Consider the following 16728-nt stretch of genomic DNA (forward strand, 5'->3'; position numbering starts at 1 on the left):
CCTGAAGCGCTGGGGCGCGGCGTGTGAGGGGTTATAGGGCGGCAGACAGGCCGGTAGCGTTGGGTGGCACGGCGGCCTGGGCACCGACTGTGCGTCCGCGCTATGAGGAGGTCCGGGGTGGAATCCTTGCCGGAGTTGACTTTCGGGCAGCGGTTGAAGGTCTACCGGGAGCGGTCCGGGAAGACCCGTGCGGTGCTCGGGGGGTTGGTCGGGCGTAGCGCCGAGTGGGTCAAGGCAGTGGAGACCGATCGCATCCTGCCGCCGCGCATTCACATGCTGGATCGCATTGCGCGTGCTCTCAAGGTCGAGGTGTCTGCCTTGGTCGGGGAGTTGAGCGCCCGCTCTGCTGTGGTCAACGGGCCGGAGCATCCGGCGCTGGCGTCGGTCCGGGACGCGGTGAACCGCTTCGCAGTTGTCGACGAGTCTTCCCCGGAGTCGTTGACGAGCCTGAGGGAGCGGCTTGCGATGGCTTGGCGTGCGCGTCATCAGGCGTCGGATCACCGCACGGTGCTGGGCGGGTTGTTGCCGGGGTTGCTGCGCGACGTGCAGCGTGCCGCGTTGGCGTACGAGGGTGGTGAGCGTCGGCAGGCTCAGGCCCTGTTGGCGGAGACGTTCGGGCTGACGCAGATGTTCCTTGCCTACCAACCCGCTGCCGAGGTGTTGTGGCGGGTCGCGGACCGTGCGGTCGTGGCGGCGCAGGAGTCCGGCGACCCGGAGGCGCTGGCGTGCGCAGGATGGTTCCTGTGCCAGGTGCATCGGGATGCCGGTGACTGGGACACCGCGATGGCGGTGACAGTGGACCTCATGTTGGCGCTGGAGTCGCGTGCGGCCGACGGGAACACGAACCTGTTGGCGCTCTGGGGTGCGCTCAATTTCGAGGCCGCGTACACCGCCGCCCGTGCTGGTGAGGAAGGTAGGGCCTGGCGGTACTGGGATCGCGCGGATCGGGTGGCGCAGCGCCTGCCAACGGGTTTCTATCAGCCGCAGACGTCGTTCTCGCAGGTCATCATGGGCGCTCACGCGGTGACCGTGGCGGTGGAGTTGCAGAAGTCCGGTGAGGCGGTGCGACAGGCGCGCCGCCATGATTCCGCGGCGATCCCGTCGAGGCCGCGCCGGGCACGCCATCTCATCGAGGTCGCGCGGGCGCACTACGGCAAGGACGACAAGGAGGCTGCCGTGATGACCCTCCGGCAGGCGTACGAGTCGGCACCGGAGACGATCCGCTTCAACGGGTACGCCCGCCAGATCACCTTGGACCTGCTCGACGGCCCCCGTTCCACGCGTGACGACGCCCGAGACCTCGCGATAAAGGTCGGGCTGCTCTCCTGATTCAGGGGTAGGAACCGTACCCATTTTGCCCCGCGACTCACCGTAGCTTCTTGCTCACGGGATGCGGCGGGCGGTGCGGGTATCGCCTGGTCGCCGCGTCCCCTCAGCGTCGAGGGCGGGAAGTCGTCCTCGTGTTCGAACGAGGGAGAGTCCGTGCGGCGCGTCTCGTATGACGAATACCTCTCGGCCACCGCGCTGACTCTCGGCCGCAGGCACCGGCCGGTGTGGTCGTGGCGGTTCTGGAGACGTATCTGCCGCTGTGGAGCCGACCTGCCGTGCCGCGCGCGGCACCGGATTCCGATCAGTCGTGGCCACTGGCCGCCGGAAGGTGAGCAGTGAGTAGCCGGCAGCAGAAGGCGTTGATCGCGGTTCGTGTCCGAGGGCTGGACGGCAGGTGTAGCGGCTGCCGCGCGACGTGGGCGCGGCTCACGTCGTACCCCTGCTGGCAGGTCGAATGGGCGACCGGTCGGCGGACGCCGACGAGCACCGCTTGCCTCCTGGCGGGTGCGCGGTGACCGTCCACGGCCCGGTCATGCCGATCTGGAGCTGCGGTGGCTGCGGCCTGCCCTGGCCCTGCACGACCCGCAAGCGTGAGTTGCGCGCGGAGTACGCGGATGCTCCAGTGTCGCTGGCGCTCTACCTCGGGTCCTACCTGGTGCAGGCGACTGAGGACATGCAGTGGACACCGGCCGGCGTGCTGCACCGCCGATTCCTCGGATGGACCAGGGACGCCGAGCTGCCGAATCCAGCAGTGCAGCAACCGTGCCAGTCCGCCCGAGCCAAGCCCTAGCCGGCGGACGCCCTGGCCGGGCCCGTGTCGCCGCCGCCCGGCCCGTACTTGCGTGGCGGTGCCGGCGTCGGAAGGTCGGCCTGCTGCGCAAGTAGGTGGTCACGCGAGGTCTCCGGCGTCCGGTTCGGCCTGGTAGCTGAACCGTCCACCGGAGACCTCGCCGCCCTCTGTCGCCGATCGGCGACGGCATTCAGGCCGGGTCAGCTCAGAAGTTGCCGGCCGAGTTGCACTTCACGCCCTGGTCGAGGCAGTTGCGCACCCGTGCGGCGAGCGCCTCGTCCTTCCACGCGTTGAAGAAGTCCGCGTGCATCGAGAACGACGTGCCGGACGCCAGGGTGATGCCGTCGGTGTTCGCGCTCAACGGGTACGAGATCACGAAGGACACCGACGGGACGGGCACCGGGTGGCTCCTGGGGCACGCCCCGGTGTGGTCCCCGTTGGCCATGTGCGCCTTGTGGTCGGGGCTGTCCAGGTGCTTGCCGTCCCAGCAGTCCGGGAAGGTGATCTGCCGGACGATGTTCGCGGTCTTGGCGCAGACCGGGAACGTCTTGTCGGCGCTGCGGCCGATCTCGCCGCCAATGCCGGCGCACCAGAAGTGGTTGCCCTGCTTGTCCGGGGTGTCGACCTGGTTCTTGGCGTTACCGGTGATCATTCGCAGGCCGAACGGGAAGGGCTGGGTCCGGCTCGGGTCCTTCAGGCGGGAACCGTAGTAGACGGTCACCTCCTTCGGGTCCACGACCTTGCCGTTCTGGTACATCGTCGGCACCCAGTAGGCGGACTGGTCGTCCGGCGAGTTGCAGGTGGTCGCCTTGGACGCCCGCAGCGATTCGGCTGTCGAGTTGGCGTCGGTCGACCTGTTGCCCCAGAACGTGTGGTTGTGTGAGCCGCCCACCAGCTTCGGCAGCACGATCGGATCGTCGCTGTTGTGGTGGCTGGTCGTACAGCCGACGTTGAATTCGGGCACCTTGACGGGGTTGCCGGTCACCGGCTTGGGCTTGCGCGCGAAGAACGCCTTCGTCGCGGCGGCCTGCGCGGCGGCGTCGATGGTGATCCAGCCGCCGGATGCGGTGGGCGGGGCGGCGGTGGTCGCCGGTGTTCCCGGCTTGCCTGGCGCGGACGGCGTGGCCGAGGTGCCCGGGGCGCTCGGCGTGGCCGACGGGTCGCCCGGGGCGGTGGCCGTCGGCGCATCCGGGACGGACGAGCCGATGCCGGTGTCGCTGGACGGGCCGGACGCGCCGGGCGTGCCCGGCGCCTCCTTGCATCCGCCGGCGAGCGCCACGCTCATCAGCAGCAGGGCGGTGACGGAACGACGGTGTCGAGGGGTGGATCGGAGATTTATCAACGGGGGCGCACCTTTCTTCCGAGCACGCAGAATACGAGTCGGCCCCCTGCTCGTTTCCAGGTGAAACGATTAATTCTCCCTTAAATAGCGCTCAGCGATTGCCTGGTCAGCTCTGTGGAGCCGGTGCGGTATCGGCTCAATCTCAATTCTTTGATTTCTCTCCGAAAACCGTAATCGGCGGCTGCGGCGGCACTCTGCTTTCCTGCCGGATCCTCGACCGCCGTCCCGCTCAGCACTTGTCGCGTGCCTTGCGCAGGAAGGCGTCCCGGGAGATGACCTTCGTATCGTCATGTCCACGCGGCGCCAAGACGTGGTCCGGGCCGATGCGCGGCAGGTCCGCGAGGGTGAAGTCCACCGAGATGGCCCTACGGCGACTTGACCCGTCGAGGGTGTAGGTGACTCCAGGGCGAAGTTCGGTGAGCAACTGGACGTCCACCTCCACGCCTGGTTCAGGCCCTGGGAAATCGACCGGCTCGTCGACCTCCCAGCCCTCCGGTGGTTGACCGAACAGGGTGACTTCCACGACCTCGGTCGTGGGTTGGCCGCTGACGTCCCACTGGATCAGTGGTCGCTGGCCCGGTTCACCCTGGTGGTCGTTTTCGAACACGCCGAGCTGCGCGAAATCGTCGTCGCACGTCACCAGTACGCCGACCGGCCGGCCGTCCTGGACGGCGAGGGCGACCAGCGGCTCGTCCGGCGGGGTGCAGGCGGTAAGGAGGAGGGGGAGCGCCAACAGAATCAGTGGACGTCGTCTTCTGCCCATGTCGGCAGCCTTCCATCACAGCATCACGCTTCGATGCCCCGAGGATCACGAAAGGGAGGCGCCGCCGACGCGTGTCGCGCCGAAGGGTTCCCCCCTTCGCGGCGTGATTTGCGGAAACAGCGCAGCGCGCCGTCGACGCGGAGAGAATTGCCGCCACGGAACACGCGGAAGCCGGGGGACGTTCGATGGGTTTACGAAGGCGTATGGCGCTCGTGGCGGTGACCGTCGCGGCGACACCGCTGGTCCTCGGTGGGTGCACCACCGAGCGGAAGGCCGCCGTGCGTCCCGCCGAGCGGGTGGTGCCATCGCCCGAACTGACCCTCACGCCCGCCGATCTCTCCCGGAACGTGCCGCTCAGCGCCGAGGTGGTTCCGCTCGTCACGGGCGGAAAGATCACCGCAGTGCGCATCGTCGACGACACTGGCACGCTGGTCCGGGCGGAGCCGCGCGAGGACGGCTCGGCCTGGGTGCCGACCGCTCCGTTGCGGCCGCAGCGCACCTACACCGCGGCGGTGACCGCCACCGCCGACTCCGGGCGCACCACCACCCGCACCACCACCTTCACCACCGCGGCCGCGTCGACGAAGCCGCAGGTGACCAGCACCCTGTACTTCGCCGACGAGCAGACGTACGGCACTGCCATGCCGGTGACCATCGGCTTCGATCCGCCCATCGCCAGGGCAGCCCGCGCCGACGTGCAGCGTCGGTTGTTCGTCACCACGACGCCGGCCCAACCGGGCGCCTGGTCCTGGGTGGACGACGGCAGCCAGGTCTACTACCGGGCTCCCGACTTCTGGCGGCCCGGCACGACCATCAGTGTCCGGGCCGGCCTGGAGGGCCTGCCGATCGGCGAGGACCAGGTCGGCGACGCCGACCGCACCGCGACGTCCCGGATCGGACGGCAGGTGGCGCTCGAAGTCGACAACGCCACCAAGCAGATGCGCGTGCTGCGCGACGGCAAGCTGATCCGCAGGATCCCGGTCAGCCTCGGCAAGCGCAGCACGCCCACGTCCAGCGGCAAGATGGTGATCATGGAGAAGCACCAGAACACCACGTTCGACACGCGGGGCGAGCCGAATGGCGGCTACGTGGTGAACGTCAAGGACGCGCAACGGCTCACCTGGGGCGGCGAGTTCATCCACGGGGCACCCTGGTCGGTGTCGGATCAGGGACACCGCAACGTCTCGCACGGCTGCACGAACATCTCGGCGGCCAACGCCGACTGGTTGATGGGCGTCACCCAGGTCGGTGACCTGGTCACCGTCACCGGCACCGAGGTCCGGCTCCAGTCGGGCAACGGCTGGACGGCCTGGAACACCAGTTGGGGCCAGTTCGTCAAGGGCAGCGCACTGCCCGTACCCGCGGATCTGCGACCGGCCCCGGCCCCGGCGCCGCCCGCGCGTGCGGTCGCCGGTGGCGTGCCGGCACCGGGGCCGTCCGCCTCCGGAGGGTGAACCACCAGGCACCCGGCGGGCTCCCGCCGCTTGCCCGGCAGCCCTACCCTCCGGGCCATGACGTACGAGCCGATGATGGTTCCCGATCCGAGGCCCAACCGGACGCTTCGTACGGTCCTGATCGTCGTCGGCGTCCTACTGGCGGTGTGCTGCGTCATCGGTACCTGCGTCGGCCTCTGGCTCTACCGCTCGATCAAGGACTCCGTCGAGCCGGCCGGGGCGGCCGCGACGGCGTTCGTCGACGACGTGCAGGCCGGCAACTACCCGGGCGCGTACGGGCGGCTGTGCGACCGGGTGCGCGACGGTATGACGCAGGAGGAGTTCGCCCGGGTTCAGGCCGCCCAGTTGAAGATCAGCAGTTACGAGATCACCAACGTGAACGTCAACAACTTCAACGGGCGGCTGACCGCGACCGCCACCGTCGAGGCGGTCCAGGAGGCCACCGGTGCGAGGCTCACCCAGGGGCTGGCGCTGGTCAAGGAGGACGGCGAGTGGCGGGTCTGCCGCTGAGTCACCGCGCCGTCTCCGCAGCGGGTTCCAGTCGGATGCCGCTGGTCAGGCTCTCCGCGTTCCACCAGTTGTCCGGCGAAGTGTCGGCCGATGCCGCGGTTGGTGCCGGTGACTGGAGCGGTGGAACCGGAGATCGCATGATTGCCTCCGGGCAGGTTCGGGAACGAGCGGTACGCGAGCTACGCTAAAACCTGACGTGCACGTGAGGGAAAGGCTGTGTGGCTGGCGTCACCGGCCGGGGGAGGGGTCCATGCGGATCGGGGAACTCGCCGCAGAAACCGGGGTGTCGGTACGAGCCCTGCGCTACTACGAGGAGCAGGGCCTGCTGACTGCCGCACGAAGCGGTGGCGGCCAGCGCCACTACCTCGACGATGCGATCGACCGGGTGCACCTGATCCAGATGCTGTACGCCGCCGGCCTGTCCAGCCGAACCATCCTGGACCTGCTGCCCTGCGTCGACGCGAAGGTCAACACACCGCAGTCGCGGGCCATGCTCCGCGCCGAACGCGACCGCATCGATCGGCAGATCACTCAACTCCGGCAGGCGCGCAAGCGGCTCGACGAGGTCATCGCGCTCAGCGAGAGCCCGGCCAGCGGTTGCACCCGAACGGACACCGCCGCCCCGGTGGCGTAGCGACGCGGCCGGTCGGGGATCAGATCGGGGCCAGCTCCGGGATGCCGTAGTGCTGGTCGAGGACCTGCATGGCGGCACCCGCGGCGATCACGTCCGCGCCGAGGCTGGACAGGGCCACCCTGGTGCTCAGCCAGTCCGCGCGCCGGGCGTCCGCCCCCACCGCCTCGGTGACCGCCGCGAGATAGGTCTGCGGGTGCCGGAGGAGGTCCGCGCCCGCCAGCACCACGTGGGCGAGGTCGAGGGTCTGGAGCAGGTTGACGACGCCGACGGCCAGCACGCGGGCGGCGTGTGCGACGTCTCCGGCCTCGGCGGCGTGCTGGTGCACGATCTCCAGGCATCCGTGCCGGCCACAGACGCAGCGGGGCCCGGTCAGGTCGACAACAGTGTGGCCGAACTCGCCCGCGTTGGTGTGCGCCCCCCGGTGGGCCGCGCCGCCCAGCCAGAAGCCACCGCCGATGCCGGACTCGACCATGATGAGGGCGGCATCGCCGAACGTCGCGCCGTGCCGCCAGGCCTCGGCCGTGATCCCCGCTGTGACGTCCTTGTCGAGGTGGACGGGGAGGCAGAGGCGTTTCTCGGCGATCTCGCGCAGCGGTACGTCGTGCCAGTGCCGCAGGCCGTGGGCGTCCCGGACCAGGCCGTTGGCGTGGTCGAGTGGGCCGATCATGCCGATTCCCAGCCCGGTGAGCCTGCTCCGCAGGTCGCCGATGCCGGCCAGCGCGTCGATGCCGGCGCTCAGGGCGTCGAGGAGTTGCTCCGGGGTGAAGTCGCGGGGCAGCGGGCTGACCGCCGAGTGGTGCACGGTGCCGGCCAGGTCGACCAGGACGAGCCGCAGCGTGCGTCGGGCCACGTGGGCGCCGATCCCGTACCGGCTGTCCGGGACGAGTTCGTAGACGACAGCGGGCTTGCCGATGCCCGGACGCCGGAGGCCGGCGGGACGGATCAGGCCGTCAGCGGTCAGCCGGGCGATGACCTTGGAGACCGCCTGTGGTGTCAGGCCGGTGGCCTCGACCACTGTCGAGCGCTCGAACGTGCGAGCCGTGCGCCCCACCGCCATCACGAGAGCCTGGTTGTAGTCGCGGAGGAACGTGACGTCGGCAGTGACGCGAGTCATCTCACCACCCTATTACGCAACGCTGTTGCTAAATTTTTTCGGTGATCGAGTTGAGTAGAGGTCGACGGCTGGCGGCGCTTGCCGCTCTGGCACTGGGCGGCGTCGCGGTCGGCTTGACCGAGTTCGTGGCGATGGGGCTGCTGCCCGACATCGCCCGCGGTCTGCTCCCACACGAGTACGCGCGGTCGTCGTCGGACGCCGTCGCCCAGGCGGGCTGGATGATCACCGCGTACGCGCTCGGTGTGGTAGTCGGCGCGCCGCTGATCGCCGCGTTGAGCGCGCGCCTGCCCCGCAAGAAGCTCGTCCTCGGGCTGCTCGTGATGTTCGCCGTCGGCACTGTCGCGTCCGCGCTCGCCCCCACCTTCGATCTGGTGCTGGTGGCCCGGTTCGTGGCGGCGCTGCCGCACGGCGCGTACTTCGGTGCGGCCGGTCTGCTCGCGGCGACCCTGATGGGTCCCGGTAACGAGGCCCGTGGTTTCGCCACAGTGCTCGGTGGTCTGACAGTGAGCAACCTGGTCGGCGTACCCCTCATCACGCGGCTCGGGCAGACGGTCGACTGGCGGGTGGCGTACCTGGTCATCGCCGGTTTCTTTCTGCTCACCCTGCTGGCGGTGCTGGCTGTCGTTCCGGAGGTCGCCGCGGCGGTCGACGGCTCGCCGGCCGCCGAGTTGCGGGCGCTGCGGACCTCGCAGGTCTGGCTGGTCGCCGCGACCGGCGCTGTCGGCTTCGCCGGCTTCTTCGCTGTGAACACCTACATCGCACCGGTCACCACCGACGTCGCCGGTCTCTCTGCCGCGACGGTGCCGTGGACGTTGGTCGCGGTCGGTCTGGGGATGACCGTCGGCAACGCCCTGGGCGGCTGGCTGGCGGACCGCGACCTCCAGCGGAGCATGGTCATCGGTTTCGTGGCGATGATCGCGAGCATCGCCGTGTTCAGCCTTGTGGCGTCGACGAGCGTGGGCCTGTTCGTGGGCGCGTTCCTGGTCGGTGCGACAAGCCTGTATCTCGGTCCGGTCCTGCAGGCACTTCTGATCACCGTCGCCCCGGGAGCGCAACTGATGGGCGCGGCGGTCAACCAGTCGGCCATGAACATCGCGAACAGCCTGGGCGCCGCGCTGGGCAGCGTCGCCATCGCCGCCGGATTCGGCTACCTCGCGCCGGCCCGGGTGGGTGTCGTTCTGGCGGTCGTCGGGTTGATCCTGGGCCTGGTCGGCTTCGCCGTCGGGCGACGAGTGTGCGAGCGGGTCCCGGCGACCGTCTGACGAGAGCGGGCCCGGCCACCGTCTCGACCTGAGGTGGCCGGGCCGTCCGCGAGGTGAGGTCAGAAGTCGTCCACGCTGACCGTCACCCGGTCGGTGCTCGATCTCCAGTTGGGCACGTTGATCACCTCGTGGCCGCCGCCGCGTTGGCCCACGGTGATGCGTACCAGGCCGAGGTGTGCCGGCGTCGCCGGGATGAAGACGTCCATGCCGGTGATGAAGGTCTGGCTGAAGAACTCCGGCAGCGGGGCCGACAGGTCGGTGACGCCGTCGCTGCCGTCGTCGAAGGCGAAGATGCCGATCGTCCGCTTGGCGCGTGGTGTGTTCGCCGCGTTCAGGACGTCCCTGCCGTTGATCCAGAGGTGGTCGCCGGCGTCGCCCTGGTCGCCCCACCACTCCTTCTGCCGTTGGATCGTGAGCGCCGTGTGCCGGTCGCTGGTCTCGACCAGACCGCTGAGGCCCTCGCCCGGCTCGCTGGTCGCCAGGCGCAGGAACGAGTCCGAGCGGAGGAACGGCTGGAAGTAGAAGTGGTGCGTCGCGGCGCCCGGGCGCACGATGGCGAACTCGTAGCGTGCCGTGGCGAGCACCGGGAGGGGGCCGAACGAGCCGTCGACGCCGAGCGACAGCCGATGCGCGGGCCGGTGTGACAGTCGGCCGCCGGTCAGTGGGCTGACCGGGTAGACCTCGAGGGTCGCGCCGGTGACACCGACGTTGCTCGGAAAGAGCACGGCGCGGCCGGAGACCCGGGCGGTGCCGAAGAGTTGCGGCACGATCCGCGTCGTGTGCGGCGCGCGGCCCCGGAGGAAGCCGAAGATCTCCGTGAACGACTCCGCCGACGACACGGTCTGGGTGTGCGACTGGTCCGGCAGGTGCACGTTTGTCGCGCCGACGACGGCGCGGGCCGGGTCACCCTCGCCCCAGATGGCGAGCGTGGGCACACCACCGGGCGGGGAGGTCGCGGGACGCCCGTCCAGGTTGACGTAGTGCGCGACCCGGGCGGCACGCTCCGGCGAGCTGTTGAGATAGCCCTGCGAGACGAAGGTGCCCAGCGAGTGCGCGACGAGGTCGACCCGGTCCGCGCCGGTGGCTGCCAGCAGGCGGGAGATCCGTGCGTCGAGTCCCGCGTACACCTGGGGCAGGATCGTCGCGACGTTCGGTGAGTCGTACTCGTGGGCTTCGACGATGTCGATCGGGTACCCGTTGCTGGCCAGCCGTTTGGCCTGGGTCTCGAACTGCGCCGCAGATCCGGCGCTGCCGTGCACGAAGATCACTGGACGGTACGTCGGTGTGGCGGCGGCTTCGGCGGCGCGTGGAACGGCGACTGCGGACAGGCTGGCCGCGAGGGCGACCCCGGCCACCACGGAGAGCAGGCTCCGGCGAGATGTGTGCATCGATCCTCCACCAGGACGGACGAAGTATTTGCACTACTAGCGCAAGTATCGTGTCAGGGTGGGGCGCGATGGTCCACACCTTCCAGTCAGTTGACCTTCGTGGCGAGCAGGTCGCCGACGGCGGCGCGGACCGGGTCGGGGTTCGACCAGCTCCAGTTGGGGTGCGCCCGGTTGGTGAGCAGCGCCAGGACGAGTTTGCGGTCGGGCGCGACCAGGAGCGAAGGGCCGGCGAATCCGGTGTGGCCGAAGGTCCGGGCCGAGGCGAGCTTCCCCATGAACCAGCTCTGGTCGAGGACGACGCCGAGGCCGTGCGCCGAGGTCCGGTTGGGGCGCTCGGGGTCGATGGCGGGTTTGCCGGCGTTGTGGTTGGTGAGCATCCGGCGCACCGTCGCCACGGCGAGGATCCGCTTGCCCTGGTGGGTGCCCTCGTTGAGGAGCAGCTGACCAATGGCCGCGAGATCGGTCGCGGAGGCGAAGATGCCGGCGTGACCGGCGATGCCGCCAAGGTGGTTGGCGACGTCGTCGTGGACGACGCCACGGAGCAGCCCTCTGGACGAGCGGGCGTCGGTGGCGACCAGTCGGCTGGCCTTCGCGGCGGCTGACAGCCAGGTGTTCGGGTTGAAGCCGGTGTCGCGCAGGCCGAGCGGGCCGGTCAGGTTGGTCTTGAGCGCCTGGTCGAGCCGCTGGCCGGTGACCTTCTCGACGATCTTGCCGGCGACCATGAGCCCGACGCTGGAATAACGGAACGTCTTCCCCGGCACGGCGCCGGAGACCAGCGGCGTGCCGAGCACGGCGTTCCAGCGGGCCGCGTTGTCGGGCAGGCCGGTGACTGTGGCGCCGACGGGAAGACCGCTGGTGTGGGTGAGCAACATTTCGACGGTGATCCGCTCCTTGCCCGCGCCGGTGAAGGCGGGCAGGTAGTCGCGCACCGGAGCGCCGAGGTCGACACGGCCCTTGTCGACCTGCTGCAACAGCAGGATTGCCGTGTACACCTTGGTCACCGAGGCGAGGTCGAAGATGGAGTCCCGGCGCATCGCGACGCGGTGGTTCGCCGCGAGCAGCTTCGGGCCCGCCGCATAACGCAGCGCCTCACCGACCGCTGTGTGCACGGTCACCTTTCCGCCCACCACGACGAGAGCGACCGCACCGGGAAAACCCTTGTGTTGCACGGTCTGCGGGGTCGCGGGCAGGTGTCGGCGGAGCAGGGCGGTCACGTCCTGCGCGTAGCCGGCCTGACGGACTGGTGGGTTGCCGCCGACCGGTGCGTCCGGTGCCCTGAGCGGCGGCCCGGCGTCTCCCGCCGTACCAAATCCGGCCCGGCTGCCGGTGGCGCCCGTCCCGGTCGTCGCGTCGCCAGGGCCGGCCGAACCGGGGTTCGGCGTGCCGGTGGCACCGCAACCGGTGAGGGCGGTGGTCGCGGCGGCCAGGCCGGCCCCGAGCAGAGTTCGACGTGCAACGGGCATGCCGGAGATCGTGACAGCCGGCCAGAGGACGCGCCACCTGACCGGTCCGAACGCCGGACGCGTCCGGCCCATCGGTCAACAGGCGGTCATCTGGCAGACACAGCAGGTTGCCATTCAGATGATTGTGCGACGATCGGCGGGCAAAACGTCGAACCACCGTCCACCGGTCTGTCCGCGCACGGTCGCGCACAGTGACCGGGGAGGGCACACACCCCGTTACCCCCTTGGAGAGCACGATGTCCCTCTCCCCGTCCCGGGTCTTCGCAGAGCTGAATGCGGCTCGACCCCCTGACCAGCCGTCCCCGACGATGGGCACGGCCGTCGTGGTGGGCGGCAGTGTCGCCGGTCTCCTGGCCGCCCGGGTGCTGTCCGACCACGCCGACACCGTCGTCATCATCGACCGGGACGACCCGCAGGTGACCGGCGCGCGGCCCGGCGTACCCCAGGGGACGCAGCTGCACGCGCTGCTGCCCGGCGGCCTCTTCCAGCTGGAGCGCCTGTTTCCCGGATTCCGCGACGAGGCACTGAAGCGCGGAGCGGTCGAGGCGCCGCCCACGGCCCGGCGCAACTACCTCGACGGGCGTCTGAAGGTCGTCGTCCCCGACGACGCCGACAGTCTGGCGGGCAGTCGGCCGCTGCTGGAAGGCCTGATCCGCCAGCAGGTGCTCCGACTGCCCAACGTCAAGACGATCACCGCCCGCGCCACCGGCCTCGTGTTCGACGGCACCGCTGTCACCGGGGTCCGCTGTGAGGTCGGTGGGGTGCCCGGTGTCGAACGCGCTGACCTCGTGGTGGACGCCATGGGGCGGTCCAGCCGACTCTCGGACTGGCTGGAGCAGGCCGACTGGGACCGACCGGTCACCCGGCGGATGACAGTGCACCTCAACTACGCGACCGCCCTGTTCCGCCGTCCGGAGGTCACCCCGGCCTCGACCGTCGTACTGGCCCTGAACACGCCGAGGACGGCGATGGACGTGGCCGGGGCCGCGTTCTTCGCCATCGAGGACGGTCGGTGGATGGCGATGATGGCCGGTTACGGCGACGACCGTCCGGGGCGAACCGCTGATGACTTCGTCCGCCGCCTGCGCGAGCAGTTCCCGCCGGAGTTCGGCGAGGTCGCCGACCAGGAGATGATCGGCGACGTCCAGACCTACCACCATGCCGACAGTCGACGACGGGACTTCCACGCGCTCAAGCGGTTCCCGGCCGGCCTGATCAGCGTCGGTGACGCCGTCGCGTCGTTCAACCCGGTGTACGGGCAGGGCATGACGGCGTCGGCCCTGCACGCGGCCTGCCTGTCGACGTACCTCCGGTCCGGCCCGGACCTGCGGGCGCCCGCGCGCCACTACCTGGCGCTCCAGAAGGTGGTGGTCGACGCCGCCTGGTCGCTCTCCACCTCGGCGGACCTGGCGTTGCCCCACGTCGACGGGCCCTACCCACGCGGCTACCGGTTCTCCCGCTGGGCCAGCAGCCAGGTCATCGCCGCGACCATCACGGACGTGGCGACCGCGCGGCGATTCAACGACGTCGTCTCCATGCGCGAGCACCCGCACTCGCTGGCCCGCCCCGGCGTGCTCCTGGGCGCCCTGCGCGCCAACCGGCGCGCACGCTGAGCGAGTGACCCGGCGGCCTCGCCTGCGAGGCCGCCGGGAACGCTCTATCGGGAAAGTTTGCGGAGGATGTCGACCACGAAACGGTGATCGTCCAGCTGCGGCAGCCCGGAGACACCGACCCAGCCCACCACACCGGTGCCGCGAACCCGCAGGGGTACCGCGCCCCCGGCCGCCGCGTACCGCGAGGCCGGCAGGCCGAACCGCTCGGCCAGCGTCACCTGCTTGTCCTGGCACAGCCGGGCCATGTAGAGCGAGGAGTGCTCGAACCGCATCACCACACGACCCTTGCGGCGCAGCCACGCGTCGTTGTCCGCCGTCGACCCCGGCAGGCCACAGTGGAACAGCTGTCGCCCGGCCCGCCACACACCCACCGAGACCGGCAGCCGCTGCTCGGTCGCGGCGGTGACGGCGAGCATCCCCAGCTCGTACGCGTCGGTCTCGGACAGGCCCGCGAGCTCCAGCTCGTTCTCCTCGCGCAGCAGCTCGTCCAGCGTCGGCCACGACTCACGGTCAGCTGACATGTTCCTTCTCCTCATCGTGCAAAGGCGATCATCGGTGCGATCACCAGGCGCAGGGCGCGTAGTCCTTCAGGAAACAGCCGTACAGATCCTCGCCCTGCTCGCCCCGGACGATCGGGTCGTACACGCGGGCCGCGCCGTCGACCAGGTCCAGCGGGGCGTGGAAGCCCTCGTCGGCCAGCCGCATCTTCGTCGGGTGGGGACGTTCGTCCGTGATCCAGCCGGTGTCGACGCTGGTCATCAGGATGCCGTCGGTCAACATCTCCTCGGCGCTGGTGCGGGTCAGCATGTTCAGTGCCGCCTTGGCCATGTTGGTGTGCGGGTGCCCCGGCCCCTTGTACCCGCGGCCGAACTGGCCTTCCATCGCCGACACGTTCACCACGTACTTGCGGCGGGCCGACGCGGCGGCCATCACCGGGCGCAACCGGCTGACCAGGACAAACGGCGCTGTGACGTTGCACAACTGCACTTCGAGCAGCTCGACCGGGTCCACCTCCTGGACCCGTTGGACCCAGCTGTTCACCGAGTCGAGGTCGGGCACGAGCCCGCCGGCGTCGATGGCGGTGGACGCCGCGATCCGTTCCGGCGAGGCCGACCCGCTGGTCAGTGCCAGCGCGGTGAGCGCGTGCGGGGTGAGCGCTGTCGACTGTGGCCCGGCGGTCAGGCTGCCCACCGGGCCGCCCTGCCCGTCCGGCTTGGCGAACGTGATCAGCTCCGGCAGCGGGCCGTCCGGCAGGGCCGCGGCCTCGGCGGCGATGAGCTGCGCGTACGCCCCGGGGGACCGGCGGACGGTCTGCGCCGCGTTGTTGATCAGGATGTCGAGGGGGCCCTGGCTGCTGACGTCGTCAGCCAGAGCGATCACCTGGGCGGGGTCGCGCAGGTCGATCCCGACGATGCGCAGCCGGTGCAGCCAGTCCGCGCTGTCGGGCATCGCGGCGAAGCGGCGGACCGCGTCGTGCGGGAACCGGGTCGTCACCGTCGTGTGCGCGCCGTCGCGCAGCAGCCGCAGCGCGATGTACATGCCGATCTTGGCCCGCCCGCCGGTGAGCAGCGCACGCCGGCCGGTCAGGTCGGTGCGGGCGTCGCGGCGCTCCCGGTTCAACGCGGCGCAGGACGGGCAGAGCTGGTGGTAGAAGGCGTCCACCTCGCGGTAGCGCTGCTTGCAGACGTAGCAGCCGCGGGGATTGTGCAGGAAGCCGGCAGTCTCGCCGGCGACGGAGGACGCGAGCGGAATGCCCTGCGTCTCGTCGTCGATCCGCCCCGGAGCGCCGGTGGCGGTGGCCTCCGTCACCGCGCGGTCGGCGGCGAGGATGGCGTCCCGTCGCTCCTCCCGCCGCCGCTGCTTGATCACCTTGTAGAGCCGGGCGGTGGCCCGCTGCACCTGCACCACGTCGGGATGGTCGGAGGGCAGCGCCTCCAACGCCTCGAAGACGCTGAGGCAGGCCTCCAGCCGGCTTCGGTCAATGCCCTCTTGACCGTTTTCGGTAATGTTGTCCACCGTCATGCGTCGTTGTCTCGTCCCGTATCCCGTGCCGGCTCCAGCCGGTCCACCCCAAGTCCGACCCGAAACGGTACGCGCCTCACCGCCTCCGACGCACCTCACGGCCGTCCGGCGTGGTGCGCCTCGCGGCGCTGTCAGTCGGCGTCGGTGTGACCGAGACGCCAGTAGCCCATGAAGGCCACCGCCCGCCGGTCCAGGCCCCGCTCGGCGACCAGGTGCCGGCGCAGGGTACGGATGACGCCGGCTTCCCCGGCCAGCCACGCGGAGAGCGGTGCCGAGGCCGCCTGCTCGGGCACCTCCCACAGGAGTTCGGTGTCCACGTCGACGTCCGGCACTGGCTGGGCGGCCGTCGACGTGCCGGGGGCCAGCAGTTCCCCGGCGGCCGCGACGACGGCGGGCACCAGCCTGCTGCCGTACCCGTCGGCGCCCCGGGCCAGCCAGCGGACCTCGACGCCGGGCGGCGCGAGCAGCGGCAGCACGTCGGCGGCGTCGGGCACCTCCAGCACGACAGTGCCCCGGGCGTCGAGGGGGAGCCGCTCGCAGATGCTGCTGATCGCCGGCACGGCGGTCTCGTCCCCGGCCAGCAACAGCGTGCCGCCGGTGGACTGTCGAAACTCGACCCCGCCGTGGTTGCCGTCGAAGCCGGCATCCGGCCCGACCAGCGCGATCTCGTCGCCGACGCTGGCCCGCCGAGCCCAGCGCGTCGCCGGACCACTGTCGCCGTGCAGCACCAGGTCGACGTCCACCTCGGCCAGGTGCGGGCGGACCGCCCGCACCGTGTAGGTGCGGATCGGGTTGCGCAGATGCTCGGGCAGGGCCCGCCACGTCGCGTACCAGTCCGGGCCGTCCGGCAGGGTCGCCCGGTCCTGACCGGGCAGCGGCAGTGCCAGCTTGATCCGCTGGTCGTAGCCGTTGTCGGCGAAGCGGTCCAGGTTCGCCCCGGTGAAGGTCACCCGGGTGAAGGAAGGGCTCAGGCGGCGTACCGCGCGGACGGTGACGGCGAACACGCGCCACGGGGCGATGGGCAGGGTCTCGGTCATGGTGCCT

General features: G+C 70.4%; 15 protein-coding genes. 7 read left to right on the top strand and 8 right to left on the bottom strand.

Annotation, left to right across the window (positions count from 1 at the left end; genetic code table 11):
* The first annotated feature begins 117 nt into the window (after window positions 1-117).
* Together AB0K35_RS23845 and AB0K35_RS23850 are read left to right on the top strand one after the other, a co-directional pair.
* A complete protein-coding gene (locus AB0K35_RS23845; protein ID WP_363887653.1) occupies window positions 118-1329 on the top strand; it encodes a helix-turn-helix transcriptional regulator in 1212 nt (403 codons plus the stop codon).
* A 511-nt stretch (window positions 1330-1840) separates the two neighbouring features.
* On the top strand, window positions 1841-2119 hold the full coding sequence (locus AB0K35_RS23850; protein ID WP_363887656.1) for a hypothetical protein: 279 nt from the start codon (window positions 1841-1843) through the stop codon (window positions 2117-2119).
* Between the two features lie 205 nt (window positions 2120-2324).
* On the opposite strand, the gene AB0K35_RS23855 is transcribed toward AB0K35_RS23850, so the two are convergent.
* Window positions 2325-3461 carry a DUF1996 domain-containing protein gene (locus AB0K35_RS23855; protein WP_363887659.1) on the bottom strand — a complete coding sequence of 379 codons (1137 nt, stop codon included), beginning with the start codon at window positions 3459-3461 and terminating at the stop codon, window positions 2325-2327.
* A gap of 229 nt (window positions 3462-3690) precedes the next feature.
* Window positions 3691-4224 carry a hypothetical protein gene (locus AB0K35_RS23860; protein ID WP_363887662.1) on the bottom strand — a complete coding sequence of 178 codons (534 nt, stop codon included), beginning with the start codon at window positions 4222-4224 and terminating at the stop codon, window positions 3691-3693.
* Between the two features lie 203 nt (window positions 4225-4427).
* Here AB0K35_RS23860 and AB0K35_RS23865 point away from each other — a divergent pair, with 203 nt between their 5' ends.
* The 3 genes from AB0K35_RS23865 (at window position 4428) to AB0K35_RS23875 (ending at window position 6822) form a co-directional block, all read left to right on the top strand.
* Complete coding sequence (locus AB0K35_RS23865) at window positions 4428-5678, top strand: Ig-like domain-containing protein (protein ID WP_363887665.1); 1251 nt, start codon at window positions 4428-4430, stop codon at window positions 5676-5678.
* A 57-nt stretch (window positions 5679-5735) separates the two neighbouring features.
* Entirely contained in the window at window positions 5736-6188 is a 453-nt protein-coding gene (locus AB0K35_RS23870) for a hypothetical protein (protein ID WP_363887668.1), read from the top strand.
* Window positions 6189-6438: 250 nt separating this feature from the next.
* A complete protein-coding gene (locus AB0K35_RS23875; RefSeq protein ID WP_357366040.1) occupies window positions 6439-6822 on the top strand; it encodes a MerR family transcriptional regulator in 384 nt (127 codons plus the stop codon).
* 19 nt (window positions 6823-6841) lie between these two features.
* On the opposite strand, the gene AB0K35_RS23880 is transcribed toward AB0K35_RS23875, so the two are convergent.
* Window positions 6842-7936 carry an ROK family protein gene (locus AB0K35_RS23880; protein ID WP_363887671.1) on the bottom strand — a complete coding sequence of 365 codons (1095 nt, stop codon included), beginning with the start codon at window positions 7934-7936 and terminating at the stop codon, window positions 6842-6844.
* Between the two features lie 41 nt (window positions 7937-7977).
* Here AB0K35_RS23880 and AB0K35_RS23885 point away from each other — a divergent pair, with 41 nt between their 5' ends.
* Window positions 7978-9198 carry an MFS transporter gene (locus AB0K35_RS23885; protein WP_363887673.1) on the top strand — a complete coding sequence of 407 codons (1221 nt, stop codon included), beginning with the start codon at window positions 7978-7980 and terminating at the stop codon, window positions 9196-9198.
* Window positions 9199-9257: 59 nt separating this feature from the next.
* On the opposite strand, the gene AB0K35_RS23890 is transcribed toward AB0K35_RS23885, so the two are convergent.
* Both AB0K35_RS23890 and AB0K35_RS23895 read right to left on the bottom strand, forming a co-directional pair.
* On the bottom strand, window positions 9258-10586 hold the full coding sequence (locus AB0K35_RS23890; RefSeq protein WP_363887676.1) for an alpha/beta hydrolase: 1329 nt from the start codon (window positions 10584-10586) through the stop codon (window positions 9258-9260).
* Between the two features lie 86 nt (window positions 10587-10672).
* Window positions 10673-12049, bottom strand: a complete 1377-nt coding sequence (locus AB0K35_RS23895; protein WP_363887678.1) for a serine hydrolase domain-containing protein — start codon at window positions 12047-12049, stop codon at window positions 10673-10675.
* A gap of 236 nt (window positions 12050-12285) precedes the next feature.
* Here AB0K35_RS23895 and AB0K35_RS23900 point away from each other — a divergent pair, with 236 nt between their 5' ends.
* The gene (locus AB0K35_RS23900) at window positions 12286-13662 is read left to right on the top strand and encodes an FAD-dependent oxidoreductase (RefSeq protein ID WP_238668472.1); all 1377 of its coding nucleotides are present in this window, start codon (window positions 12286-12288) and stop codon (window positions 13660-13662) included.
* 44 nt (window positions 13663-13706) lie between these two features.
* Here the strand turns inward: AB0K35_RS23900 and AB0K35_RS23905 are convergent, their stop codons facing one another.
* The 3 genes from AB0K35_RS23905 to AB0K35_RS23915 all read right to left on the bottom strand — a co-directional run bounded on the left by AB0K35_RS23905 (window position 13707) and on the right by AB0K35_RS23915 (window position 16721).
* Window positions 13707-14183: a heme-degrading domain-containing protein gene (locus AB0K35_RS23905; RefSeq protein ID WP_238668471.1), complete on the bottom strand. Its 477-nt coding sequence runs from the start codon at window positions 14181-14183 to the stop codon at window positions 13707-13709.
* A 40-nt stretch (window positions 14184-14223) separates the two neighbouring features.
* Window positions 14224-15684, bottom strand: a complete 1461-nt coding sequence (locus tag AB0K35_RS23910) for an SDR family oxidoreductase (protein WP_091406888.1) — start codon at window positions 15682-15684, stop codon at window positions 14224-14226.
* Between the two features lie 131 nt (window positions 15685-15815).
* Window positions 15816-16721, bottom strand: coding sequence for a siderophore-interacting protein (locus tag AB0K35_RS23915; protein ID WP_363887681.1), 906 nt, complete (start codon window positions 16719-16721; stop codon window positions 15816-15818).
* Window positions 16722-16728 lie beyond the last annotated feature (7 nt).

The organism is Micromonospora sp. NPDC053740, from assembly GCF_040677775.1.
GTDB lineage: Bacteria > Actinomycetota > Actinomycetes > Mycobacteriales > Micromonosporaceae > Micromonospora > Micromonospora alfalfae.